Raw genomic sequence first — 23,955 nt, forward strand, 5'->3', positions numbered from 1 at the left:
AAGTCTTGTCACTCCCCCGTCTGACGCCGCGACGCGTCAGTCCGCGCTCGCGGCCGCGGCGTCGGCTGTCTGGTCGTCGCGCCACGTGAAGTAGCTGGCGAGCGCGGGGCCGCTGACGTTGTGCCAGACGCTGAACAGCGCTGGGATGAGCGCGGCCGCGGGCTCGAACAGCGACGTCGCGAGCGCGACCGCGAGCCCGCTGTTCTGGAGGCCGACCTCGAAGGCGGTCGTCCGCACGCGGTCCTCGGACATCCCGAACAGCCGGCCGACGCCGTAGCCCGCGCCCAGCCCGATGCCGTTGTGGATGACGACGGCTGCGAGCACGAGCGCGCCCGCGGTGAGGATGTTGTCGACGTTCGCGCCGACGACGCCCGCGACGATGGCGACGATGGCGGCGACGCTAATCACGGGGAAGACGTCGACGCCGACTTCGGCGGCTTTCGGCGAGTAGCGGTCGAGGACGTACCGAATCCCGAAGCCGAGCACGACCGGGATGATGACGATTTGGACGATGCTCGTGAACATCTCCGCGAACGTCACGTCGATAGACTCCCCGAGGATGAACAGCGTCCACGCGGGCATCACGATTGGCGCCGCGAGCGTCGTCACCGTCGTGATGGCGACCGACAGCGCGACGTCGCCGCGGCCGAGGTACGACATCACGTTCGAGGCGGTGCCGCCGGGCGCCGCGCCGACGAGAATGAGGCCGACGCCGATGGCGTCCGGCAGGTCGAAGAGGAGGTAGAGCGCGTACGCCGCCAGCGGCATCACGAGCCACTGCGTCACCGCGCCGATGCCCACGTCCACGGGGCGCTCGACGAGGCGCTTGAAGTCCGCGGGCTGGAGGGTCAACCCCATCCCGAGCATGATGATGCCCAGCAGGGGGTTGACGTAGTCGAGGACGGGCACGAACGCGCTCGGATAGACGAGCGCGAGGCCCGCCGCCGCAATCACCCAGACGACGAAGTACTTGCTCGCGACCCGTGCCACCCGCGAAATCCCGTCACTGACACTCATACGCACACGGCGGCGGTCCGGGGACAGAAAGCTTCGCCTACTGGCAGTATTGCGGTCCGCGCACCGTCACTCCTCGTCGACGTCCTCAGAAGCGCTCTGCGCTTCTGACGGGCTACGGGAATCGCTTCGCGATTCTCGAACGTCCACGACGTGCTTCCCCAGTTCTTCGGGAACCACGCGACGCTCTGCGTCCTCGTACTCCTGTTCGAGCTCGCGGCCGTCGAACAGCCGGTCGAGGAAGACGGCGAGGCCCGCCACCTCGCTGTGTGGCTGGTTCGTCACCGCGAGGTTCCAGTCGGCGTGTTCGTACACGTCTCCCGGGACCTTCTCGCCGCCGACGACCACGAGCACCGGCTGGTCCACGTGAGCGTCGCGCACGTCCGCCTCGACGTCCTGCACGCGCTCGCCGTACATCGTGAGGTGAACGACGACGCCCTCCCAGCCCTCGATGGTCGCATTCAGCTCCTCCGTGAGTTCGACGTCGAACGGGCCGCCGAACCGGCCCGTGATGTCCCGGACCGTCTCGGCGGACTGCGTGGCGTTGTCCGGGAACAGCACCCGGTCGGCGCCGAGCGCGCGCGCCGTCAGGCCGACGTGCGTGGTCATCCGGTCGTCCCGGCCCGGCCGGTGGCCGTACCGGAGCACCGCGACCTCGGGGTATCCCTGCATACGTCCGCAGAGTCGGCCCGCCGGGGTACGCGTTTCGACTCGCGCGGTCCGCGTCAGTCGTCGGCGTGCGCCAGCTCGAAGGGGTACGGCGGCAGCCGGAGGTCCTCCAGCTCGGGGAGGTGTTTGACGTTGTAGACGACCTGGAGGTCCTCGGTGGTGGGGACGCCGTTGCAGGACAGCCGGATGTCCCGGTCGACGAGCTCCGGGGAGAGGATGTGGTCGGTCGGCTGGGAGAGGTCGCCGTCCACGACCACGACCGCGCAGTTCGCGCACGCGCCGCCCCGGCAGGCGTACGGCCACGCGAACCCGCGGTCCTCGGCGGCCTCCAAGAGTGACTCGCCGGGCGCGACGTCGAACTCGCCGTGGTTCACGGGGTCGAGGCCGGCGTCGGCGGCGCGCTCGAAGAGGTCGTCGTCGCCCAGCGACCAGCCGTAGTCGTCCAGCACGGCGTAGTTCAGGTACTCGACGTGGGACTCCTCCCACGGCCGGAAGTCGCGTTCGGGGTCGACGCCGTAGTCTCTCGGTGACTCCTCCGTGAAGCCGGCTTCCGTGGCGATGTCCGTGCCGTCGTCGGCGTCCTCGCTGGTGACGTTCTCGTAGGCCGCGCGCACCAACTGGAACTCCGCCGCCGACCCGCCCTGGTCGGGGTGGGCTTCCTTGACGCGCTCGCGGTACGCCCGCTCGATTTCTCCCTCGCTGGCGTCCTCGTCGACTCCCAGCACGTCGAAGGGAGAATCCATACACGAGTGGACGGGCCACACGTTGAAAAGTCTCTCCGCGGACGCGCTCGTTGCCGGAGTCCGTCGCGCGCATCGGAAAACCCTTGCCGGCCCGACGGGTGTCGCCTACTATGGACCTCACAGGCAAGCGCGTCGTCGTCACGGGCGCGGCCGGGCTCGTCGGCTCCCACCTCGCCGCCGCGCTCGCGCCCGACAACGACGTGCTCGCGGTGGACAACCTCTCGAAGGGCACCCGGGACCGCGTCCCGGACGGCGTGGAGTTCGCGAAGCGCGACGTCCGCGACCCCGACGACGTCGCGGCCGTCATCACCGAAGACGTGGACGTCGTCTTCCACTTCGCGGCGTACACGGACACCAACTACGGCGAGCCCCGCCAGCTGTTCGAGGAGAACACAGAGATGACGTACAACGTCCTCGAACGGATGCGGGAGGTCGGCGTCGACAAGCTCGCGTTCACCTCGTCCTCGACGGTGTACGGCGAGGCGCCGATGCCCACGCCCGAGGACTACGCACCCCTCGAACCCATCTCGGTGTACGGCGCGAGCAAGCTCGCCGACGAGGGACTGATTTCGACGTACGCGAACTCCTACGGCGTCCAGTCGTGGGTGTACCGGTTCGCGAACATCGTCGGGCCGCGCCAGCGCGGCAACGTCGTCCCGGACTTCATCGAGAAGCTACTGGAAGACCCCGAGACCCTCGAAATCCTCGGCGACGGCCGCCAGGAGAAGTCCTACCTGCACGTCGAGGAGTGCGTGGACGCCATGACCCACGTCGTCGAGCACGCCGACGACGACTACAACGTCTACAACCTCGGCACGCGCACCACCACCTCCGTCAACCGCATCGCGGACATCGTCGCCGACGAACTGGGCGTCGACCCCGACTACGAGTACACCGGCGGCGACCGCGGCTGGACCGGCGACGTCCCGAAGATGCGCCTCTCCATCGAGAAGCTCTCGGCGCTCGGCTGGGAGCCCAGCCAGTCCAGCGACGAAGCCGTCCGCGAGGCCGCCCGCGGGCTCGTCGAGGAACTGCGCGCGGAACGCGCCTGACCTCGTTCCTGTCACTCGGACTACTTCTCGGGAACAAACCATATGGCGAAGCGGCAAAGAGTACGACGTAATGGGCTACGACGCCGCTGCGTTCCTCCCAATCGAGGAAATCCCCGAGGGTTCGAACCTCCTCGTCGGCGGACCGCCGCTGACGGGGAAACGCGAGCTCGCGCTCTCGCTGGTCGACGACGGCTGCGAGCGCGGCGAGGGCGGTATCGTCGTCGGCACGCACGACAGCACGAAGACCATCCGGAAGCGCGCGCCACACGTCTGGGAGCAGGTGAAGAGCGGCCGCGCCGGCATCGTCGACTGCGTCACGCGCCAGCGCGGCGAGTCGGTCCGCGACCAGGACCTCGTGAAGTACGTCTCCTCGCCCGGCGACATCACGGACATGGGCATCCGGCTCGGCGGCCTCTTCCAGCGGCTCGAACGCGACTGCGACCGCGTCCGCTTCGACATCTCCACCATCTCGACGATGCTGATGTACGCCGACGTGCGCCGCGTCTACCGGTTCCTCCACGTCTTCGCCGGCCACGTCGAGCGGCTGGACTGGCTCGGGCTCGGCGTCCTCGACACCAGCAACCGCGAGAGCTTCGACACGCTCGCGCCGCTGTACGACGGCATGATTCAGACGCGCAGCGAGGAAGACGGCCGGGAACTGCGCGTGGTCGGGCTCGACGGGTCGCCGACCGAGTGGGTGTCCTACTAGTCGAACTCGCTGGCGAAGTCGTCGGCCGCCTCGGCGACGTCGCCGTGGTCGGCGAAGTTCTCCTCGACGTACTCCAGGAGCGCGTCGACGAGTCGGCCCGTGTCCTCGATGGTGTCGCGGTCGAAGGAGACGATGACGCCGGACCACTCGTCGAGGGGCACCTGGACGACGACGACCTCGTGGAACCACCGGACGGTCGCGTCGAGGTGGCCGAAGCGCGCGAACTCCGGCTGTTCGAGCGGGTCGTCGAACCCCTTCAGTACGAAGTTCTTCGCGATTTCCTCGAACTCCGCTTCGGTGTACTCCTCCGAGAGGGCCTCGCGCTGGTAGACGGTGTCGAAGTCGTCGCCTTCGTAGTGGACGGCCGACCGGAGGTCACCGGCGTCAAGCTCGCGCAGATAGCTCGCGAGCGATTCGGCGGGCATACGCTACCGTTCGGCGCCACGGATGGTTAATCTTCCGTCGGTCGAGAGACGGAAAATCGCCCGCACAGCCGAAGGTTCAAACGGCCGTCGCACCTTCGCTGGAGTATGCGTATCGAACTGCGGGTGTGCAAACACTGCTACGAGGGCGAACACGGCAACCCTGAGAAGACTGCGGTCACGAAGGACATGGTGACCATCGCGCGCCGCGTCCGCGAGTACAAGGACCTCATCGGACTGGACGCGCTGTACGTCACGATGGTCGAGGAGGGCGACCCCGGCGGCGCCGAGGAACTCCCCGCCATCGTCGCGAACCTCGACCACGACCAGGTGAACCTCGCGGACACCCAGCTCGTGATGGAGGACGACGACGGCAACATGCTCGTCTACCCCGAGCCCGAGGACATCCTCGACGTGCTCACGCGGAACATCGACCAGATCAGCCAGCAGACGCGACAGGACGTCACCGTGGAGCTCTCCGAGGAGTCCGCGGAGCTACTGACGGCGTAGCGACCGCGAGAAGAAACTCGTTTTCCGCGCGATTCAGGCGACCAGCGGCCACGCCAGCGCCACGAGGAACACCGACACCCCGAGCGCGCGCATCAGGTCCGAGGTCGGGTCGATGCCGTCGTCGAGGTCGCGGCCGATCCACCAGACGGTGAACACGCCGCCGACGGCGACGAGCAGTGCGAGCGCGACGTACACGAGGTCGAGTACACCAGCCATGATATCAGCTAACACGACGAGCGACTTAAGCGAACCGGCTGACGCCGAAAAAACGGAGCCGCGGTGTGGTTACTCGTCGCGAGGCTGGCCGCCGTCCGCGGCCGCCTCGGGCTCGGAGTCGTGTTCGTCGCTGGCGACCTGCTGCTCGTAGCGAGCGCGCAGGACGTTGCCGTACGTCGAGAGCACGACGCCCAGCAGCAACACGAACATCCCGACGTTGATGCCGATGGTGAGCAGGACGCTCGTCGGTCCGCCGCCGACCGTCAGGCCGGCGGGAACCGGATAACCGGAGTCGAAGATGCTCCCGACGAGCACGCTCACGATGCCGATGACGACGGCGGCGCCCGCGACGTTCACCGCCCACTTCCACGTGGGGCGCAGCGAGAGCAACTCGATGCCCGTGCCCTCGTGGTCCTCGTGTTCTTCGTGGGGCATCATCGACTTCGGCACGAACGCCTTCATCTCCACGGGGTAGAACGCGGGGTGGAACCCGTGCTCGAAGATGTGGAACATGATGCCCATCACCATCACGACCCCGAGCAGGCCGTGGAAGGTGACGAACGCGGTCGCGGCGGCCTTCGTCTGGAAGAACTGCGCGAGCCCGACCTTGCTCCAGATGAGCAGCCCGGAAATCATCAGGAGGACGAGCTCGACGGTGAAGATCCAGACGACGCCCTTCCCGACGTACGACAGCAGCGGGACCTCGTCAGAGGAGTAGCCCGCGAACTGGCGCGCGTTCGGGTGGCGTTCGTCGGCGCGCCCGAGGACGAACTGCACGTCCTGGATGAACGCCTTTGCGTCCGTCGGCGTCGGCAGGACTGCCTTGAAGTTCTTGCGCCGTCCCGGCCCGATGAGCATCAGCGTCACCCAGAAGACGGTGAGCACGATGAGGCCGAAGCCGGCGATGCGGTGGAGCGCGAGCACGCCGGCGTTGCCGCCCATGAACTCGACCATCCACCAGAGTTCGTCGTTGAACATCACGGAGTAGCCCGTGAAGAACAACAGGAAGACGTCCAGCGCCAGCAGCGAGTGGAAGTACGTCGTGACGCGCGTGAACTTCCCGTGGTCCATGTTCGTCACGCGCTCTCACCTCCGCTGTCGGCGTCGCGGCCGCCGTCCGTGGCGACCTCCGCGGGCTCGTCGTGGTCGCGCATCCGCGCGCCGAGGCGCCGGAACGCGCCCCAGTGCACGAACACGAGCGCGAGGATGAACACGCCCATCAGGACGTCGACCGCGTGGATGACGACGATGAGCGCGTCAAGCAGCGGGTCGGTGTTGCCGGCGACGAAGTCCGCGCCGACGCCGCCGCCCTCGACGGTGGGGTTGACGCGGTACAGCGTCTCGAAGCTCGCGTCGAAGGAGCCGTTGACGTACCAGACGGAGGCGACTGCGACGACGATACCGACGACGGCGCTGACCGCGATGGCGAGCGCCTCCGACATGCCGCGTGCGTCGTCGCGGCGAGCCATCAGTTGAACACCTCCGCGTCCTCCCCGAAGATGACCTCCATCGCCTCGTCGTTGAAGAACGGGTCGCGGTCCCGCTTGTCGAGCTCGTCGGCGATCTGACCGGGCTGGCCGACGAGGATGGCGTCGGTCGCGCACTCCTCGGCGCACGCCGGGCCCTTCCCGACGTTCTGGCGCTCCTCGCACATCGTACACTTGTCCATGATGCCGCCGGTGCCGACGACCGCGTTCCCGCCGTCGTCCTCGTCGGGGAACTGCGGGGCGCCGAACGGACACGCCGACAGGCAGTACTGGCAGCCGACGCAGAGGTCCTCGCTGACCTGCACGAAGTCGTCGTCGTTCTTCTGGAGCGCGTCGGTCGGACAGACCGACACGCAGGGCGCGTTCTCGCAGTGGTAACACTGCATCGGGATGGCGGTCTCGCCGGGGAACGCGCCGTCGTCGAGGGCCTTCGAGCTGTTGGCGTTGTAGCCTTCGTCGGCCTGCTCGCCCTCGAACATCGTGGAGATGCTGATTCGCTGTTCCTCCGGGCCGATGTCCCACGTGCGCTTGCACGCGACGACACAGCCACCGCAGTCGATACAGGCCTCGACGTCGGGGAAGATGCGGGCACCTTCGCCGGTGCTGATGACCCCCTGGCTCAAGACCTCACGTTGTGATTGTTGGTTCGATGACATTGGTTACTGAACGGGCTTGTTCTCCCGGACGTCGAAGTCTTTCTGCCGACCGATGTTGGCCTCGTCCTGGGGGAACGAGAACGTCGACAGGTCGACGTCCATGTTGAGTTCGTCGACCACGTCCTGGGTCGCTTTCCGGACGCGAACCATCGCGGCCTTCGTCTCCTGCATCTGCGTTTCGACGTCGTACCCCGGCGACGTGATGGAGTTCACGCTGTCACCGATGGCGAACGGCGCCATCCCGTCCGGGTACTCTTCGAGGAGGTTCTCCCCCTGGAAGATGCCGCCCCAGTGGTAGGGGAGGAACGTCTCCTCGGCGTTCGGTCGATTCGTCACGCGGGCTTTCACCAGCACCGAGCCGCGGTTCGTCGTCTCGACGACCACGAGGTCGCCGCCGTCCACGCCGAGTTCCTCGGCCATGTCCGGGTGAATCTCCGCGTACATGTGCGGCTGGAGGTCCGCGGTGAAGATGTTCGACCGCGTCTCCGAGCCGCCGCCCTGGTGTTCGACCTGTCGGCCGGACGTCAGGATGGTGTCGATGGCGCCGTCGGAGTCGGCGATGCGGCTCATCGCCCGCGACTGGACCTCCGAGTTGTTCTGGTCCAGCCGGTAGACGTTGTGCTGCTGGCCGTTCGCCGGCCACTCCTCGGTCAGCCCCGGTTCGGGGCTCTCGATGGGTTCGCGGTGGACCGGCGTCGGGTCGAGGAACTCCCACGCGACAGCGCGAGCGCGACCGCGCCCCGTCGGCGGGTCGGGCTGTGCGTTGTCGAACTGCTCCCAGAAGTCGAGGTCGAAGTCGAACTCCTCGCGCTCGTTGAGCGCCACCGCCGCGTCGTACGGCGAGTGGTCCTCGCTGAGCGCGTACTCGAACGGGAGCGACGGTGCCGAGGGGTTGTTGAGGTCCTCCGGGAGCGCCGTCGCGAAGCCCGGATACTCGGGGACGCCCTCGATTTCGCCGTCGTGCCAGTCAGGGGAGAACGACGTCCGGAGCATGTTCAGGGCTTCGTCGCCGCCCTGGTCGTAGGTCTCCTGGAGCGGGTACTCCTTGTCCGTGTCCATCGACGCCCAGTCCTCGGGCGACGGCGCCTCCGTCCCCCAGCGGGAACGGAAGTCCTGGCCGCCCTCGCGGGGGTCGACTTCGTCGGTCCACAGAATCGGCGTGCCGGGGTGGCCGTCACCCCAGCACGGCCACGGGAGACTCCAGTATTCGCCGCTTACCGGGAGGTCCGTGTCGTGCGCCTTCGTGTCCTCCTCGGAGAACGCGTAGTCGTACTCGCGGTGTTGCTGGAGCCGCTCGGGGCTCTGCTGGTAGCCGATGGTGCGCACGCCGAGGTTGATCTCGCGCAGCGCCTCCTCGTACGTGGACTTCCCGTTGAACATCTCGGGGCCCGAACCCCAGTCGAAGTGCTCGCCGAAGCCGAGGCGGTCGGCCAGCTCCTGCATGATCTGCATGTCCGGCTTCGCCTCGTGGCTCGGCGGCCGCACGGGCTCGCTCCACTGCACCGCGCGGTGGGAGTTCGTGACCGAGCGGTAGTGCTCGTACTGGCTGGCCGCCGGCAGCAGGATGACGCCGTCGTCGCGGTCCGGCAGCACGGACGCGAGCGACGGGAACAGGTCCACGACCACGAGCAGGTCGAGGGCCTCCATCGCCTGCCGCATCCGCGGCATCTCCGAGATGGAGTTCGAGGAGTGCCCCCAGAAGAACGCCGCCTTCACGGGGTTCTCCTGGTAGATGGGCGACTCCAGGAGGCGGTCCTCCTGCGGGAGCGCCGCTTCGAACCAGCGGGCGACGGTGAGCCCGTTCTGGTACATCAGCGAGCGGTCCTCCGCGGAGGCGCCCGGGTCGCCGCCCTGCTGTTCGTACAGCTCGGGCGGCATCGTCTCGAACTTCTCGTAGAGGTCGTCGAAGCTGACGTCGCCGGAGGTGGTCGGCGTCTTGTTCCAGACGTCCGCCCAGTACTCCCACGAGCCGCGGCTGGAGACGCCGTAGTAGCCGGGGAGGATGTGGCTGGCGACGCCGAGGTCCGTCGCACCCTGCACGTTCGCGTGGCCGCGCATCACCTGCAGGCCGCCGCCCGAGTGGGCGGCGCTCCCGGAGGCGAGGCTGGTCAGCGCGTACGAGCGGATGTTCTGCGTGCCGTTGTTGTGCTGGGTGCCGCCCATCGCCCACTCGATCTGGACGTTGGGCTTGTTCTCGATGATGAGGTCGCCGAGCTCGCGGACGCGGTCCGCGCTGATCCACGTGATCTCCTCGACGGTCTCGGGGTCGTAGTCGTCGAGTTCGCCCTCGACGTCCGGCCACCCCTGCACGCGCTCCTCGAGCATCTCGTCGTCGAGTTCGCCCTGCTCGCGGAGGTACCGCATCAGCCCCATCATCAGCGCGACGTCCGTCCCGGGACGCAGCCGGTAGAAGTCGTCCGCGTGAGCGGACGTCTTCGTGTACCGGGGGTCCACGGAGACGACCGTGCCGCCGCGGGCCTGCCCCTCGAGGATGTGCTGCATCGCGATGGGGTGGGCTTCCGCGGGGTTCTGCCCGATGATGATGTTGAGGTCGAAGTTCCGGTAGTCGTTGACCGTGTTCGTCATCGCCCCGTACCCCCACGTGTTCGCGAGACCGGTGACGGTCGTGGAGTGGCAGATACGGGCCTGGTGGTCGATGTTGTTCGTGCCCATGAAGGAGGCGAGCTTGCGCGACGCGTACGCCTCCTCGTTGCAGTGGTGGGCGCTCCCGAGGAACATCAGGGAGTCGCGGCCGTACTCGTCCCAGATTCGCTCGAGCTCCTCGGTAATGTGGGAGTACGCCTCGTCCCACGTGATTTTCTTCCACTCGCCGTTTTCTTTCCGCATCGGGTGTTTCAGACGTCGCTCGGAGTGTTCGCTGCCGTAGATGGCAGCCCCCTTCGAGCAGAGCGACCCGTTGTTAATCGGGTTCTCCTCCCAGGGCTCCTGCCCGACGAAAGCATCCCCTTCTCGTTCTCCGCGGAACCCGCAGCCGACCGCGCAGAAGTTACAGATGGTCTTGGTGAGCGTCGAGTCGTCGCCGGAGACGTCGGCGCCACCGCTTTCGCCGTCCTGAGCGAGCGTCTGGCCGGTTATCCCGCCGCCGAGGGCGAGGCCGCCTGCGAGGGCACTCGCCTTCATGAACGACCGACGGTCTAGGTCCAGAGAGACCGGTTGTGTACTCATGGTTTAGAGCCTGTCACCGTGTAACACGATTAATGGTGGAGCAGCCACTTTAGTGTTCCTGCCTGAGTCCGGCATTCTGTCGTCCTGATTACCGGAAGGAAGCGGTCTCTGCTGGTTCTTCGCGGGGGGCAGCCGCAACCCCTTTCGGTGGTCGCGCGTAACGACGAGTGAATGAACGTCGGGGCGTTCGTCTGTGGCTGCGGTGGTTCCGTCGACCTCGACCTCGAAGGCGTCCGCGAGGGCGTCCGCGACGTCGACGTCGTCGCCAGCGGTGCGAACCTCTGTACGGAGGGCTTACCGAAGGTGCGACACGTCGTCGAGGAGTACGACCTCGACCACCTGATAGTCACAGCCGAGAGCGACAACTGCAAGCAACGATACCGAACCGTGCTCGACGACGCCGGGCTCCATCCCGAGGCAATCTCGTTCGTCAATCACCGCGAGCGCGGCGCGTGGGTCCACGACGAGACCGACGCAACCGACCTCGTCGCGCGGAAGATAAACGCCGCGTACGCGGGCCTCCGCGAGGAGGCGCCGCCGCGGTCCGTCTCCCGGGAGGCCGGCGACGACGTCGTGGTCGTCGGCGACCCCGAGGCCGCCGAAGCGCTGTCGGACTCCGCGGACGTCACGCTGCTCGCGGACGGCCGGGACTTCGCGGACGCCGACTACGACCTCCGCGACGTCACGCTCGCCCGCGGGCGCGTCACGGACGTCGACGGCGTCTACGGCGAGTTCGAGATTCAGGTGCAGGCCGGCGTCACCGAGGACTGCATCGACTGCATGGAGTGCGTCAAGCAGGGGCCCGACGAGTACGTCACGAGCAAGCCCGTGGACGTGCTGCCGGGCGCGCCGGACGGCGACTGGGTGGACTGCTGTCCGACCGACGCCATCCACCCCGAGGAGCGCACCATCGAGGCCGACCAAGTGGTGTACCCGGACGCATCCCGGGCGACCCGCGGCGGCCGCATGGGCTTCTACACGGGGCCGGTGGACGCCGCGACGGTCGCGGCCGTCCAGGACCTCATCGGCGGCATCGAGAAGCCGCAGTTCCTCGACGTGGAGATGGACGTCTGCGCGGCGGGCGGGTCCAGCCAGCAGGGCTGTACCGCGTGTTCGGACGCCTGCCCGCACGGCGCCGTCTCCCGCCCCACCATCGACAGCGTGGAGTTCGACGAAGTGGCGTGTGAGGGTTGTGGCGCGTGCACGAGCGCGTGCCCGACCGGCGCGGTGCGCGCCCGCGAACCCTCGAACGAGCGCATCGCCCGCGAGGTCGAGTCGATGCTCGTCGAGACCGACGACTCCGGGCTGCTCTCCTCGTCCGAGGAGGGCATCGAGACCGGCGTCGTGGCGTTCGTCTGCGACGAGCGCGCCGCCCGCGCGCTCGACGACTTCGGCCGCCGCGCCCGCCAGCGGGACGGCATCGAGTACCCGCCCCTGCTCCCCGTCGAGGTGCCGTGCGCGGACACCGTCGGCGAAGCACACGTCCTGCACGCGCTCGCCGCGGGCGCGGACGGCGTCGCCATCGTCGGCTGCGGCGGCGACTGCCTGCACTCCGGCCCGGACCCGAAGGCCGAACTCGTCACGCGCATGAATCAGGCGACCGAGGACCTCGGGCTCGGCAAGCGCACCGCGTTCTTCGCGCCCGAGCCCGGCGAGCCGGAGGCGTTCGTCGAGGACGTCAGCCGGTTCGTCGAACTCGGTCTCGACCCGTCGCCGGTGCCCGCCGGCCACGAGGCCGACGGCGTCGCGGACCCGACGACCGCCAACCCCGAGTTCAACACCCACGACTGGGCGCTGGAGAGCGTGCGCGCCATCGTCCCGCACACCGACCCGCGGGACGTCGTCCGCGGGCTGGAGTCGTTCGGCCGCGTCGAGGTCAACGAGGACTGCACGTTCACGCCGACGTGTTCGAACCTCTGCCCGACGGACGCGCTCCGCCGCGAGGAGGCCGGACTGGAGTTCGACCACGAGCGCTGCGTGAACTGCGGGCTCTGCGAGGAGGGCTGCATGGAGGACGCCATCCGCGTGGACGGCGGCCTCGAACTCGGCCTGCTCCCCGAGAACAACGACGGGGACGCCTGGACGACCGTCGCGGACGGCGAGATGCGGGAGTGCCGCCGCTGCGGCAAGCCGTTCACGAGCGAGGCGTCCGCACAGAAGATCAGCGACGAAGTCGGGGACGTCGTCGCGGGCATCGCGCCCGACGCCGACGGCGACGTCTTCGAGTACTGCAGCGACTGCCGCGCGAAACTCGTCTACGACCGATAACCATGAGCTTGGACCAGCAGGCACTCTACGACGCGCGACTCGAACTCGTCGACTACCTCGTCGACGCACTCTACGACACCCCCGAGGAGGCGTTCGTCGAACAGCTCCTCGACGGCGGCCTCGACACGCCCGCCGACTCCATCAACGACGACCTCGATGCGGGCTTCGAGTACCTCCACGAGTTCGTCGAAGCCAACGAGGGCCGCGACCCCGCCGAGGTGACCGACGAGCTCGCAAAGGAGTTCACGCGCGTGTTCGTCGGGCCGCGGCCGCCCGTCCAGCCCCACGAGACGTACTACCGCGAGGACACCGACTTCCTCTCCTCGGGACTCGCGGAAGTGGACGCCAGCTACGGCGCCGCGGGCTGGAAGGTCCCAGAGGACGTCAGCGAGGAGGCCGACTACGTCGGCGTCGAACTGCTGTTCGTCCGGAACCTCCTGCGCCGCCAGCAGGCCGGCGAGGAGGAAGCCGTCGGCTTCGAGCGCGTGTTCCTCGACGAGCACTTCTCGACGTGGCTGGACGCGTACCTAGACGACGTCGTCGAGAACACGGACGAGCCGTTCTACCTCGCCGCGGTCCACGTCCTGCGTGGGTTCGTCGAGTTCGAACGCGACCTCGTCGCGTAAAAGATTACTCGTCGTCGCTGGGTTCTTTCTCGGCGTCGTTGATTTCGCCGGGGGCGACGGCGTGGTCCGTGACGTCCTCGCCCTTGTACTGCATCGCGCGACCCTTCGGTTTCCAGCCGGACTCCTTGTGTGCCATACAGTAGCGTAGCGGCGGGGGCGTAGAAAACGTTGCGGTCGCCTACTCGACCGGCGGCGCGTTCGGCGGACGCTCCTCCTGGTCGTAGTTGTCGAGGAACACCGTCGCGAACAGGTCGGTGTGCATCGACAGCACGGCCGCGGGCTCGGTGCCCGCTCGTTCGGCCTGCTGGTCGAGGAACGCCGCGAGTTCCTCGGTCGGCTCGTACGTAATCGTCCGCTCGTCGACGTCGAACTCGACGTCCTGCTCGCCGGAGACGAGGTGTTCGACCTCCAGCAGCGCCTGCTCGACTTTCGTCTCGAGGGCGTCCTCGCGGTCGGTCATGCGTCGCTCGGCCCACTCGTCGGCGGCCGCGACGAGGCGGTCGCTGGCTTCGAACTGCATCAGAAGCTCAACCCCTCGCCCTCGAAGGCGACCTGCCACGTCGTCACTTCCTCGCAGACCGGGCACTCGCGGGTCGTCGCGTTCGTCTCACAGCCCGGCATGCGGGTCATGTTCTCGCACTGCGCGCACTCGTACATCATTGCGGCGGGAACGACTCCGGCGTGGGCTCGTTCTCGCCGGCCTCGCCGTAGACGTAGACGACGGCCGCGCCGAACCCGAGCAGCACGAGCAGTCCGAGCGCGCCGCCGACGAACGTCTGCCCGACGTAGGGGCCGGTGACGCCCGAGTACGCCTGCGTGAGGTTCACGACGTTGAGCGCGGTGACGACGGTCCACAGCAGGGCCAGCAGCACCGCGACGGGGAGCCACCCGGTCTGGTCGATTGCGTTTCTGAGACTCATGTCCCGGTGGAAGTGCTCTCGCGTAAAAAATCATTCCCCCGCGGAACGTCGCGCTGCCGTTCAGTCGTCGAGTTCCCAGCCGGCGCTCTCGGCGGCGTCCGCGAGGTCCACGAACTCCCACCCGGCGTCCTCGGCAATCCACTCCTCGCCCTCGGTGCCGACGACGACCATCCGCTCGGAGTAGAACATCGAGTGCTCGCCGATGGCCGCGAGCCGCTCGGCGGGGCCGTCCCCGGAGCCGTTGAAGAAGTCGATGTCCAGCTGGTGCTCGCGCAGGAAGGAGTTGATGGCGTGCGCCGGCACGTCGCCGACCAGCCCAATCCAGTCGGACCACTCGTTGGTCTCCGCGAGCGCGATGCGCGGGTCGTCGAGGCGCTGGATGGCCTCGTACGTGTACGCGGTCGCCATGTCGTCGACGCCGCCGCCGTGCGGGCCGCTCGCTTCGGGCGCTTCCGCGCGGTCCTCCGCTGGCCCGGCGCCGCCGCCAGCGCCACCGTGGTCTTTCGGGATGCCCGCGGGGCTGTTCGAGGACTCGTAGGGGACGTGGGGGATGCGGTCGCCCTGCGAGTCGCCGGCCGGCTCCTCGGACTCCGTGGCCGACCCGCCGCTGCTGGCGCTCTCGCCGGCGGCCGTCTCGCCGACGTCGCCGTCGATGTCGGCAGAGGCGTCGTCGCGCCACAGCCAGTCGCCGTCGTTGCCCTCGTCTTCCTCGGTCTCCACCTCGACGTCGTCTAGGTCGATTCGTTCTGTCACTGTGTAGCCTCCGTCAACTCCAGTCGTTCGAGCGTCGATTCCGTCGGCACGCCCTCACTGTCCCAGCCGCGGGCGTCGTAGTACGCCTCAAGCATCGCGTCGAACCGCTCCCGGTCGATGGCCGCGCCTTCCGCGGGGCCGTCCGGTAGCGGCACGGTCATCGCCTCGGGGAGCGCGTCGTCGTTGCGGTCGTGGCCCTCGCGGACGTTGAACAGCCGCGTGAGGTTCCACGCGCGCTCGCCGAGGTCCGCGAGCGACTCCGCGGTGGCGTCCACGCCGACTGCACGCAGCCAGCGCGCGCCCTGCTCGGGTGCGGCTTCGCCCGCGAAGTCGTCGGCGACCAGACACCAGCGCGCGCTGCGGGCGTTCTGCTCGCTGACGACCGCGCGCACGCGGTCCGCGTCGCTCCACGACTCCGCGGCGACGGCGGCCTCCTCGATGGGGCGAGCGCGCCGGTGGCACGCCCCGCGGTCGCTGGTCGCGTACGCCAGCGCCATCGCGGGCGCCGCCCGCGGGTCGTAGGTCGGCAGTTCCATCGCCTTCACCGCGGGAATCATCTGGTCGAAGCCGAGGCGGTCGGCGGCCGCGACGACGCCGTCCGCGAGCGCGTCCCCGAGGTCGGTCTCGCGGGTGGCGACCTCGCGGATGAGCCGGCGCGCGCCCTCGGGGTCGCCGAAGTCGACGTCCCTGTCGAGGGCGCCGCGCTCGCTCGCGCGGGCGGCGAACGCGACCGCGCTCCCGGCGCTGATGACGTCCACGCCGAGGCGGTCGCAGAGCCCGCCGAGTTCGGCGACCGCGTCGAAGTCGCTGATGCCGAGGCCGGCGCCCAGCGTGATGGACGCCGCGCCCCGCGGCACCGTCTCGCCGTCGCCGTCGGGCACGCGGAAGCCGCCCGGGACGGCCTCGCCCGGCCGCTCGCGCCCGACGCTGGCTTCGCGGACTGCTTCGATGCCGACGCCGTCGGCGCCGTCGAACGTCCCGGACTGCCATCCCCGCGTGGGGAGCGCGCCCACTTCGTCCGCGAAGTCCACGGATTCGAGGGTCTCGCTGGCCGCCTGCCAGCGCCCGACCTCCGCGTCCGCGAACTCCTCGTCGGCGGCGTCCAGTTCCGGCGGCGTCTCCGGCGCGTCGCCGCGCGCGACGACGGCCTTCAGGCCTTTCGCGCCCATCACGGTGCCCGCGCCGCCGCGGCCGGCGTGGTGGTCGCCGCCGTCCGTCGCGACCGTCGCGAACCGGACGCCGTGCTCGCCAGCGGGGCCGACGCACGCGACCGCCGCGTCCGGATACTGGGCGTCGGTCTCGGCGGCGTCCATGCCCGCGAGTTCGGGGGCGTCCTCGATGCGCGCGGTGCCGTCCTCGACGACGAGGACGCCGGGTTCGTCGCGCTCGCCCTCGACGAGGACGAGCAGGCAGTCGTCGAGGCTGCCCGCGAGCCGCGCGGCGAAGTCGCCGCCGGCGTACGAGTCCAGGAACGCGTCCGTGAGCGGGGACTTCGTCACGACCGCGAACCGTGGTTCGCCGGGCGCGCGCCCGGTCAGCGGGCCGACCGCGAACGCGAGTAGATTCTCGGGGCCGAGCGGGTCCACGCCCGCCTCGGTGTCCGCGAGCAGGTACCGGGCGGCGAGCGCCTTCCCGCCGACGTAGCGGCGTCGCCACTCGGGCGGAATCTCCTCGCGCGACACGGTCCCCTCGCCGAGCCGCACGCGCAACACGTGGTCCCCGACCATGCCCGTAGGGAACGGCTTCGCGGGGTTAAGCGTTGTCGCTCCGGAGCGTTCAAGCGGTTGGCGCGCCGACGTTCCCGCGTGCGCTCAGCAGTCGTGCTCGCGGGCGGCCGCTCGACTCGGTACGGCGACGGCGACAAGGCGCTCGCCGACCTCGCCGGCTCGCCGATGCTGCGCCGGGTCGCCGACCGCCTCGCCGACGCCACCGACGAGCTAGTCGTGAACTGCCGGGACGACCAGCGCGACGCCCACCGGGACGCCCTCGACGGCTACCCGAACCCCATCAGGGTCGCTGAAGACCCCGAACCCGACGAGGGCCCGATGGCGGGCATCGCTGCCGGCCTCCGAGAGGCCAGCGGCGAGTACGCGCTCGTCGTCGCCTGCGATATGCCGTTCGTGGACCCAGCGGTCGTCGACCTCCTCTTCGACCGAGCCGCCGGCCGCGACGCCGCCGTCCCCGAGATGGACGACGGCTGGTACCAGACGACGCAGGCGGTCTACCGCGCGGACGCGATGGCCGCGGCCTGCGCGGACGCCCTCGACCGCGGCGACCGCAAGATTCTCGCGCCGCTGGAGTCGCTGGACTGGGTCGCCGTCCCCGAAGCAGACGTGGCGGCGGCTGGCGACCTCGAATCCTTCGAGAACCTCAACACGCGCGAGGCCGTGGCGGAAGCGGCCGAGCGGTTCGCCCCGCAGTAGCGCTGCGAGAACTGTCCCGACTGCATCGGTGAGCGAGCGGAGCGTGGTCCCCCGACATGTTGCGCGATGAGTAGTTTTTACAGCTAGCGCGCCGTCGTCGGAGTGATGGCTACGGAGGCTACCGTCACCGTTCCGTCCGACCAGTTCCCCCTCGACACTGTGTTCGCGCAATTCCCGGACGTGACGGTCGAACTGGAGCGATTGATTCCGTCACAGGACGTCGTCATCCCCTACTTCTGGGTTCGCGGCACGGAAATCGAGGACGTCGAGGCCGCGTTCTCCGAACACCCGGGGGTGAACCGCATCCAACTCGTCGACTCCGTCGAGGACGAGTACCTCCTGCGCGTGGAGTGGTCGCTCGAGTACGACGACTTGCTGAGCGTGCTGACGGAGACCGGCATCCCGCTCATCAACGCGACCGGCACGAACCGACAGTGGACGTTCGACATCCGGGGGGACACGCGAAGCGACATCGCCGCCTTCCACGCTCGCTGTCGAAAGCTGGGAATCCCGATTACGCTGACGGCCCTGCACGAACTGACGCCCGTGGACGCGGACGCGGCGGCCGCGCTCACGGACAAACAGGAGGAAGCGCTGGCGCTCGCCTACGAACGCGGGTACTTCGAGTCCCCCCGGGAGGTGACGATGGGAGAAATCGGCGACGAACTCGGCATCTCCCAGCAGGCCGTCGCCTCCCGCCTCCGGCACGGAATCAAGCACACGCTCGAACAGACGCTCTCGGAGCCCGAGCGGCCGAACCAGTAGTCAGGTAAAAAGCACGTTGTATAGCCAAAATCAACGCTCACCGGACTGGCCGGAGAAGGATGCGTACGGGGAGACGGGTGGGCGGGCACTCGTCGCTCTCGATAACCAACCATGGTCGAATGTCAAGAATGCGGCGGAGGTGGCGCGAGGGTCGTGCGAGTGACGTACACGTCGGGTGAAACCGAGGAGCTGCGGCTTTGCTCGCGTTGTACGGATACATACACGACGGGGGACTTCGTCTCCAGCGTCTCGGCAACTACACCCACTAATGAGTAGCACCGAGCCGAGTCAAGGCGGCGAACCGCAAGCGGTGGCGGAGTGTACGGCCTGTAGTGCGATTTTCCCCGCGCAAGTGACCGGTGACGGCGGCCTCCGACCCATCGGCCTCGAAGACGGAACCTGTACCTGTGGGAACGTGGAGTTCCAGTCGATAATCGAAGCCTAGGCTACCCGTCCGTAGCAGTCGGTTCACCCGCTCGCCGAACGAAGGCGTTAGACGACGGTCTTCACGGGGTCGTCGGCCTTCAGCGACGTGACGACGACGCGGGGGACGTCCGCGCGCTCGTGGACGCCCTCCGCGATTTCGGTGGCGGTCTGGACGAGCGCGGCGTCGTCGGCCATGTTCACGAGCGGAATCACGGTCGCGCCCTCTGGTACGTCTCGCATTCCGCCCTCGGGGTGGGCGAGCACGCGTGCGACGTCCTCGGGGCGAATCTCGTCGCCGACCGAGAGGTCCGTGATGGCGGCGACGCGCTCGGGCCGGTGGGCGACGGCCTCCGAGAGCGGTTCGCCGACCGCGCGCACGCTCGCAATCGGCACCACGACGTCCGCGCAGTCCGGAATCTGTGGCTCGTGTTCGCCCGGCGCCTTCAGCCGGCGGGTGCGCGCACCGTCGGCTTTCACGAGGACGGCGCTCGGGGCGGCGTCGGCGACGCCCGCGATTCGCTCGCGCTCGTAGCCGCGGTAGCGGTCCTCGCGCTCCTGCTCGGGCACCACGCCCAGCGGCCACTCGGCGTTCTCGCGGACGGCCGCGGACGGGTCGTCCGTGACGACGACCCGGGCGACGTGCTCGTCGAAAATCGGGATGCGGACCGTCGCCGTCACGACGGCGCGCTCGATTCGGTCGGCGAGCGCGTACAAAAGCGACTTCTTCCCGCCCGCACCGACCGCGCAGACGACTCCCTCGGCGTCGACGGCGTCTTCGAGCTCCATTCAGTTGGCCAACAGGAGGTGGTCGTCGTCGAGTTCCGCCACCGCGTCACGGACGTAGCGGTTCTCCCACTTGCGGCGCGCGCGCAGCTCGCGGTCGCCGCGCGGCGTGACCCCGTACTCGTTGGTGCGCTCGTCTCGTTGCCCCTTCTCGATGAGGCCCTTCTCGACGAGCGTGTCGAGGTTCGGGTAGAGCCGCCCGTGGTTGATGTCCGACTCGTAGTACTGTTCGAGCTCCTCCTTGATGTCGAGCCCGTTGGGCTCTTCGAGGCCCGCCGTCACGACGAGGAGGTCGCGCTGGAAGCCGGTGAGGTCGTCCATGGGTCTGGTTGCAGGGAGGTCCGGTATCGTATTAAGTTCGGTGGCCACGCGGCCGTCAGAAACCGGCACGAGTCGCCGACTCAGGCCTCGACGCGCGGCGGCGTGAGGAGGTCCGAGTCCGCGAGCGCGGCGCACGCGCCGACGATGGTGAGCACGCGTTCCTCCGTGAAGAACTCCGGCTCGTGGGCTTCGGCGTCGATGATGCCCACTACGTCGTCGCCCGCGAGGATGGGACAGCAGAACTCGCTCTGGACGCTGTCGTCGCACTCGTAGTAGGGGCCGTCGTAGTCTGCGACGTCCTCGACGAGCACGGCGTCGCCCGTGAGCCCGACCGTGGAGTTGTTCGAGCGCTCGGCGAACGACTCGGTGAGCGGGAACTCCGCGCGGGAGTGCTCGCCGACGTAGGCTTCCTTAACGAGCACTTCCTCGCCGTCGGGGTTGGTGGCGCGGCGGTAGACGCCGAGCCAGTCGGGGTTGGTCTCCTCGGCGAGCCGCCGCACCGTCTCGTCGAGCGCGACTAGCCGCGCGGTGTTGGGGTGGTCGCGGAGGCGCTCGGGCTCGTACTCCAGCCCGCAGATGGGCGCGAGGTTGTACGGCTCCTCCGCGAGGCCGACGCCACACGAACCGTCCGGCCCGAGTTCGGGCACGGGGTAGACGTAGCAGTCCTCGACGGTGTCGGCGTCGACGGTCGCGTGCGGCGGGCGGGCGACGAGCGCGGCGCCGCGCTCGGCGGCGTTGGTCGCGCGGTCGGCGTACTCCGGGAGGTCCACGGCCCGGAGGTAGGACTCGTGGTTCATACTGTGTCGTTCGTCGCGTGGACGTATATGAGCGTTCACTCTGGCAAGGCGCCGGCGTCGAGCGCGCGCTGGCCGCGCTCGGTGATGCGGTAGACGACCTCCCCGGTGACCGGCTCGACGAGGTCGCGCTCGGCGAGCACCTCGAAGCGGGCTTCGACGTGCGGGGCGTGCATCCCGATGCGGTTCGCGACGATGGCGGGGTACTCGGCGCTGTGGCCCGCGAGGAACGTCAGGATGGCGACGTCCGCTGGGCGGCTCCACGCTGGTCGGCCCGGCGCTGCCTCGTGCATACCTCAGTATGGGTCGTGCTACCACATAACACTATCGTCGAACGGGACTCCGCTCACGTCGTGACGACGGTGACCGCGCCGTCGAACTCGAGGATGATGCGCTGGGTGACGTCCCCGAAGATGGCCTTCCCGGCGGGCGAGCGCTTGCGGCCCGCGAGGAAGATGTGGTCGGCGTCGCGCTCCTCGGCCAGCGCCAGCACCTCGTCGCCCTTCTCGCCGAGCCGGCCGACCGGCTCGTACGCCACGTCCACGTCCTCGAGGACGTCCCGCCCGACGTCGTTCGCGAACTTCTCCGCGCCGTCGAGCGCGTCGTCGACGGTGTAGTTCACGTCGAGGCTCGGGACGCTCATCATCGACTCCCGGCGCTCGGCGTACTCCGAGTCGGTGGTCACGTGCACCAACAGCAGCTCCGCGTCGACCCCGGCAGCGAGTTCGCCGGCTTCTTCGACGAGGGCTTTCGCGGAGTCGGAGGCTTCGACGACGGCGATTGCTCGGTCCATGTTCCACCGCCGTCGGCGACTCACCTTAAATGCCGGGGGCGGGCCCGCGGTTGGCACGTGGCAGCCGAACGCATTTGTACGAGGGGAGGGACCGTCGATGTATGAGCCTCCGCGAGGTGCTGGAGACGGTCCGGGGGCGCGAGAAGACGCTCACGGTGTACACGGAGCCGGGAACCTGCGTCGTCCCCGAACTCCGGGAGTACTTCGCGTCCCAGAACGTCGCCATCGAGGAAGCCGACGCCGGCAGCGACCCCGAGCACGCGGTGCTGTCCGACGACGGCGAGTTCCTCACCGCGGTCGGCATCGACGCGCTCCGCTCGCTGACCGACGGCAGCCTCCGGTCCGTCGGCGAGAGCGCGGCGTACGGCCGCCTGCTCTCGCACCTCGACCGCACCACGTTCACGTCGTACAACCACCGGCAGATGCTGCAGGCGTCCCGCGAAATCGAGGACCGCGCGTGGCGCACCGGCGAGGGGCGGCTGTACGCGGGCTTCCAGCGGCTGTCGAACTTCGCGGCGGAACGCCCGACCTACGAGCGCCTCGCCGGCACGGGCCTCGACGTGCACGTCTACGGGCTGCCGGACGCCACCACCGGCGTCCCCGACGGCGTGACCTTCCACGGCAGCGCGATTCCGGACGTCGCGTCGCTGTGGTTCGTGGTCTTCGACGGCGGCGACGACCCGCGGCAGGCGTGCGCGCTGCTCGCCGAGGAGCGCGAGAACGGCTTCTACGGCTTCTGGACGTACGACACGAGTCTCGTGGACGACGCGCTGGACGCGCTCGGCGCCGCCCAGCGGTCGGCCTGACCGGAGGGTAACGCTTTCCCAGTGGCGTGCGAACCCCCGCTCATGCGAGTGTTCGACGTCGCACGACTCGTCGACGGGCGCAGCGATGACGCCGTCGAGGACGCCCGACTCGTCGTCGACGACGACGGCACCGTCGCCGCGGTCGGTCCGCGCGAGTCCGTGGACGCACCGCCCGACACCGACCACGTCGAGTTCCCGGACCGCACCGTCGTCCCGGGGTTCGTCGATGCGCACGTCCACCTGCAGGGCGCGCGCTCGATGGACGTCGCCGACTGGACGACCATTCCGGACTCGCTGGCGGCCGCGCGCGCCACCGAGGACCTCCGCTCGCTGGCCCGCGCGGGGTTCACGAGCGTCCGCGACCTCGGCAGCACCGTCGGCGTCGGCCTCCGCGAGGCGGTCGCGGCCGGCGAGATTTCGGGGCCGCGCGTGTTCACGAGCGGGCGCGCCATCTCACAGACCGGCGGCCACGGCGACATCCACGGCCTCCCCCACGAGTGGGTCGCGGACGGCACGCCGCTGTCCACGCTCGCGGACGGCGCCGACGAGTGCCGCCGCGAAGCCCGCAAGCGAATCCGGGACGGCGTCGATTGCCTGAAAATCATGACGACTGGCGGCGTGTTGAGCGAGCGCGACGCGCCCGACCGCCGGCAGTTCACGGACGACGAAATCACCGCGATGACCCGCGAGGCCGACCGCGCCGGCGTCGCCGTCGCCGCCCACGCGCAGGGGAGTGCGGGCATCGAGGCCGCGCTCCGGAACGGCGCGACCACCATCGAGCACGGCTTCTATCTGGACGACGACTGCGTCAGCCTCCTGAAGGAGTGCGGCGGGACGTTCGTCCCGACGCTCTCTATCATGCACCGCATCACCGAGCGCGGCGGCGACCACGGCGTCCCCGAGTGGGCGCTGGAGAAAGCCCGCGACGCCCACGACGCCCACGTCGAGGCCGTCGAGCGCGCGCACGAAGCCAACGCCGCCATCGCCGCCGGCACCGACTTCATGGGGCCGGAGCTGGTCCCCCACGGCGAGAACGCCCTCGAAATGGAGTTGCTCGTGGACGAAATCGGGTTCTCGGAGATGGAGGCGCTTCAGGCGGGGACGCGGGTCGCCGCGCGCACGCTCCCGCGGGACGACGTCGGGACGCTGACGGAGGGCGCTCGCGCGGACTTCGCGGTGCTGGAAGACGACCCGCTGGCGGACATCTCGGCGGTGCGGCGGGTCGAGGCGACGTACGTGGACGGCCGGCGGCTGGACGTGTAGCTACTCGTAGCGCCGCGACCGCACCGCGGTCACGAGCGCGACCAGTAAGACGACGAGCGCGTACGCGCCGACGACAGCCTCGGTGGCGTGGTCGAACGTCTCCGCGACGCCGAACGCGAGCGTGACGAGGCCGAACACGGCCAGCGCCAGCCCCAGCAGGCGCGCGAGCGCGGCGGGGTCGCTTGCGGTCTCGGGGTCGTACAGTGGCACGCCGTCCATCGACTCGCGGCGGCGCAGCGCCAGCCCCGCGGCGACGAGCGCGACCCCGAGCGCGCCGTACAGCACGCCGGCGACCAGTCCCATGCGTGGTAGTTCCGGAGTGCGGGCTTAATGCTTTACTGCTGTCGGGC

Annotated in this window: 30 protein-coding genes; 10 read left to right on the plus strand and 20 right to left on the minus strand. The window is 69.2% G+C overall.

Annotation, left to right across the window (positions count from 1 at the left end):
- Positions 1 to 36: 36 nt before the first annotated feature.
- The 3 genes from HHUB_RS04185 to fer all read right to left on the minus strand — a co-directional run bounded on the left by HHUB_RS04185 (position 37) and on the right by fer (position 2,426).
- A complete protein-coding gene (locus HHUB_RS04185; RefSeq protein ID WP_179204584.1) occupies positions 37 to 1,017 on the minus strand; it encodes a bile acid:sodium symporter family protein in 981 nt (326 codons plus the stop codon).
- Positions 1,018 to 1,083: 66 nt separating this feature from the next.
- A complete protein-coding gene (locus HHUB_RS04190; RefSeq protein ID WP_059056341.1) occupies positions 1,084 to 1,686 on the minus strand; it encodes a tRNA (cytidine(56)-2'-O)-methyltransferase in 603 nt (200 codons plus the stop codon).
- Positions 1,687 to 1,739: 53 nt separating this feature from the next.
- Complete coding sequence (gene fer / locus HHUB_RS04195) at positions 1,740 to 2,426, minus strand: ferredoxin Fer (RefSeq protein WP_059056342.1); 687 nt, start codon at positions 2,424 to 2,426, stop codon at positions 1,740 to 1,742.
- Positions 2,427 to 2,536: 110 nt separating this feature from the next.
- Here fer and HHUB_RS04200 point away from each other — a divergent pair, with 110 nt between their 5' ends.
- Together HHUB_RS04200 and HHUB_RS04205 are read left to right on the plus strand one after the other, a co-directional pair.
- The gene (locus HHUB_RS04200) at positions 2,537 to 3,478 is read left to right on the plus strand and encodes an NAD-dependent epimerase/dehydratase family protein (RefSeq protein WP_059056343.1); all 942 of its coding nucleotides are present in this window, start codon (positions 2,537 to 2,539) and stop codon (positions 3,476 to 3,478) included.
- A gap of 70 nt (positions 3,479 to 3,548) precedes the next feature.
- Positions 3,549 to 4,187, plus strand: a complete 639-nt coding sequence (locus tag HHUB_RS04205) for an RAD55 family ATPase (RefSeq protein ID WP_059056344.1) — start codon at positions 3,549 to 3,551, stop codon at positions 4,185 to 4,187.
- Here HHUB_RS04205 and HHUB_RS04210 read toward each other — a convergent pair.
- Positions 4,184 to 4,612, minus strand: a complete 429-nt coding sequence (locus tag HHUB_RS04210; RefSeq protein WP_059056345.1) for a DUF7522 family protein — start codon at positions 4,610 to 4,612, stop codon at positions 4,184 to 4,186. The genes HHUB_RS04205 and HHUB_RS04210 overlap by 4 nt on opposite strands.
- A gap of 105 nt (positions 4,613 to 4,717) precedes the next feature.
- Between HHUB_RS04210 and HHUB_RS04215 the strand changes: the two genes are divergently transcribed.
- A complete protein-coding gene (locus tag HHUB_RS04215; protein WP_059056346.1) occupies positions 4,718 to 5,119 on the plus strand; it encodes a hypothetical protein in 402 nt (133 codons plus the stop codon).
- A 33-nt stretch (positions 5,120 to 5,152) separates the two neighbouring features.
- Here HHUB_RS04215 and HHUB_RS04220 read toward each other — a convergent pair whose 3' ends face one another.
- The 5 genes from HHUB_RS04220 to HHUB_RS04240 form a co-directional block, all read right to left on the minus strand.
- A complete protein-coding gene (locus HHUB_RS04220; RefSeq protein ID WP_059056347.1) occupies positions 5,153 to 5,335 on the minus strand; it encodes a hypothetical protein in 183 nt (60 codons plus the stop codon).
- 69 nt (positions 5,336 to 5,404) lie between these two features.
- Positions 5,405 to 6,415, minus strand: a complete 1,011-nt coding sequence (locus HHUB_RS04225; RefSeq protein WP_059056348.1) for a cytochrome b/b6 domain-containing protein — start codon at positions 6,413 to 6,415, stop codon at positions 5,405 to 5,407.
- Positions 6,412 to 6,804: a hypothetical protein gene (locus tag HHUB_RS04230; protein WP_059056349.1), complete on the minus strand. Its 393-nt coding sequence runs from the start codon at positions 6,802 to 6,804 to the stop codon at positions 6,412 to 6,414. The genes HHUB_RS04225 and HHUB_RS04230 overlap by 4 nt, the downstream gene beginning before the upstream one ends.
- Complete coding sequence (locus HHUB_RS04235) at positions 6,804 to 7,478, minus strand: 4Fe-4S dicluster domain-containing protein (RefSeq protein WP_059056350.1); 675 nt, start codon at positions 7,476 to 7,478, stop codon at positions 6,804 to 6,806. The genes HHUB_RS04230 and HHUB_RS04235 overlap by 1 nt, the downstream gene beginning before the upstream one ends.
- Positions 7,479 to 7,481: 3 nt before the next feature.
- A complete protein-coding gene (locus HHUB_RS04240; RefSeq protein WP_059056351.1) occupies positions 7,482 to 10,664 on the minus strand; it encodes a molybdopterin oxidoreductase family protein in 3,183 nt (1,060 codons plus the stop codon).
- A gap of 171 nt (positions 10,665 to 10,835) precedes the next feature.
- Between HHUB_RS04240 and HHUB_RS04245 the strand changes: the two genes are divergently transcribed.
- Positions 10,836 to 12,932 carry a hydrogenase iron-sulfur subunit gene (locus HHUB_RS04245; RefSeq protein ID WP_059056352.1) on the plus strand — a complete coding sequence of 699 codons (2,097 nt, stop codon included), beginning with the start codon at positions 10,836 to 10,838 and terminating at the stop codon, positions 12,930 to 12,932.
- A 2-nt stretch (positions 12,933 to 12,934) separates the two neighbouring features.
- Entirely contained in the window at positions 12,935 to 13,558 is a 624-nt protein-coding gene (locus tag HHUB_RS04250; RefSeq protein ID WP_059056353.1) for a TorD/DmsD family molecular chaperone, read from the plus strand.
- A gap of 4 nt (positions 13,559 to 13,562) precedes the next feature.
- Here HHUB_RS04250 and HHUB_RS17490 read toward each other — a convergent pair whose 3' ends face one another.
- The 5 genes from HHUB_RS17490 to HHUB_RS04270 all read right to left on the minus strand — a co-directional run bounded on the left by HHUB_RS17490 (position 13,563) and on the right by HHUB_RS04270 (position 16,958).
- Complete coding sequence (locus tag HHUB_RS17490; RefSeq protein WP_256943874.1) at positions 13,563 to 13,694, minus strand: hypothetical protein; 132 nt, start codon at positions 13,692 to 13,694, stop codon at positions 13,563 to 13,565.
- A gap of 42 nt (positions 13,695 to 13,736) precedes the next feature.
- On the minus strand, positions 13,737 to 14,078 hold the full coding sequence (locus HHUB_RS04255) for a hypothetical protein (protein ID WP_059056354.1): 342 nt from the start codon (positions 14,076 to 14,078) through the stop codon (positions 13,737 to 13,739).
- A gap of 136 nt (positions 14,079 to 14,214) precedes the next feature.
- Positions 14,215 to 14,478 (minus strand): hypothetical protein, encoded by a 264-nt coding sequence (locus tag HHUB_RS04260; RefSeq protein WP_059056355.1) that lies wholly within the window; start codon positions 14,476 to 14,478, stop codon positions 14,215 to 14,217.
- 60 nt (positions 14,479 to 14,538) lie between these two features.
- Positions 14,539 to 15,231, minus strand: coding sequence for a DUF7124 domain-containing protein (locus HHUB_RS04265; protein ID WP_059056356.1), 693 nt, complete (start codon positions 15,229 to 15,231; stop codon positions 14,539 to 14,541).
- Complete coding sequence (locus HHUB_RS04270) at positions 15,228 to 16,958, minus strand: aldehyde ferredoxin oxidoreductase family protein (RefSeq protein WP_059056357.1); 1,731 nt, start codon at positions 16,956 to 16,958, stop codon at positions 15,228 to 15,230. Before HHUB_RS04270 ends, HHUB_RS04265 begins: the two co-directional genes overlap by 4 nt.
- Before the next feature lie 78 nt (positions 16,959 to 17,036).
- On the opposite strand from HHUB_RS04270, the gene mobA reads away from it, so the two are divergent.
- From mobA to HHUB_RS16530, 3 genes are all read left to right on the plus strand, one after another.
- On the plus strand, positions 17,037 to 17,654 hold the full coding sequence (gene mobA / locus HHUB_RS04275) for a molybdenum cofactor guanylyltransferase (RefSeq protein WP_059056358.1): 618 nt from the start codon (positions 17,037 to 17,039) through the stop codon (positions 17,652 to 17,654).
- A gap of 105 nt (positions 17,655 to 17,759) precedes the next feature.
- On the plus strand, positions 17,760 to 18,419 hold the full coding sequence (locus HHUB_RS04280; protein ID WP_059056359.1) for a helix-turn-helix domain-containing protein: 660 nt from the start codon (positions 17,760 to 17,762) through the stop codon (positions 18,417 to 18,419).
- A gap of 268 nt (positions 18,420 to 18,687) precedes the next feature.
- Positions 18,688 to 18,864, plus strand: coding sequence for a hypothetical protein (locus HHUB_RS16530; protein WP_157533977.1), 177 nt, complete (start codon positions 18,688 to 18,690; stop codon positions 18,862 to 18,864).
- Between the two features lie 47 nt (positions 18,865 to 18,911).
- Here HHUB_RS16530 and yqeC read toward each other — a convergent pair whose 3' ends face one another.
- From yqeC to HHUB_RS04305, 5 genes are all read right to left on the minus strand, one after another.
- A complete protein-coding gene (yqeC, locus tag HHUB_RS04285) occupies positions 18,912 to 19,631 on the minus strand; it encodes a selenium cofactor biosynthesis protein YqeC (RefSeq protein ID WP_059056360.1) in 720 nt (239 codons plus the stop codon).
- Positions 19,632 to 19,949: a helix-turn-helix transcriptional regulator gene (locus HHUB_RS04290; protein WP_059056361.1), complete on the minus strand. Its 318-nt coding sequence runs from the start codon at positions 19,947 to 19,949 to the stop codon at positions 19,632 to 19,634.
- A gap of 80 nt (positions 19,950 to 20,029) precedes the next feature.
- On the minus strand, positions 20,030 to 20,746 hold the full coding sequence (locus tag HHUB_RS04295) for a GAF domain-containing protein (protein WP_059056362.1): 717 nt from the start codon (positions 20,744 to 20,746) through the stop codon (positions 20,030 to 20,032).
- A 35-nt stretch (positions 20,747 to 20,781) separates the two neighbouring features.
- Complete coding sequence (locus HHUB_RS04300; RefSeq protein WP_059056363.1) at positions 20,782 to 21,036, minus strand: hypothetical protein; 255 nt, start codon at positions 21,034 to 21,036, stop codon at positions 20,782 to 20,784.
- A gap of 53 nt (positions 21,037 to 21,089) precedes the next feature.
- Positions 21,090 to 21,536 (minus strand): universal stress protein, encoded by a 447-nt coding sequence (locus HHUB_RS04305; RefSeq protein ID WP_059056364.1) that lies wholly within the window; start codon positions 21,534 to 21,536, stop codon positions 21,090 to 21,092.
- A 101-nt stretch (positions 21,537 to 21,637) separates the two neighbouring features.
- Between HHUB_RS04305 and HHUB_RS04310 the strand changes: the two genes are divergently transcribed.
- Together HHUB_RS04310 and HHUB_RS04315 are read left to right on the plus strand one after the other, a co-directional pair.
- Positions 21,638 to 22,342 (plus strand): DICT sensory domain-containing protein, encoded by a 705-nt coding sequence (locus HHUB_RS04310; protein ID WP_059056365.1) that lies wholly within the window; start codon positions 21,638 to 21,640, stop codon positions 22,340 to 22,342.
- Positions 22,343 to 22,384: 42 nt separating this feature from the next.
- Positions 22,385 to 23,605 (plus strand): metal-dependent hydrolase family protein, encoded by a 1,221-nt coding sequence (locus HHUB_RS04315; protein ID WP_059056366.1) that lies wholly within the window; start codon positions 22,385 to 22,387, stop codon positions 23,603 to 23,605.
- Here HHUB_RS04315 and HHUB_RS04320 read toward each other — a convergent pair whose 3' ends face one another.
- A complete protein-coding gene (locus HHUB_RS04320; RefSeq protein ID WP_059056367.1) occupies positions 23,606 to 23,908 on the minus strand; it encodes a hypothetical protein in 303 nt (100 codons plus the stop codon). It lies immediately after the preceding gene.
- Positions 23,909 to 23,955 lie beyond the last annotated feature (47 nt).

The organism is Halobacterium hubeiense, assembly GCF_001488575.1.
GTDB lineage: Archaea > Halobacteriota > Halobacteria > Halobacteriales > Halobacteriaceae > Halobacterium > Halobacterium hubeiense.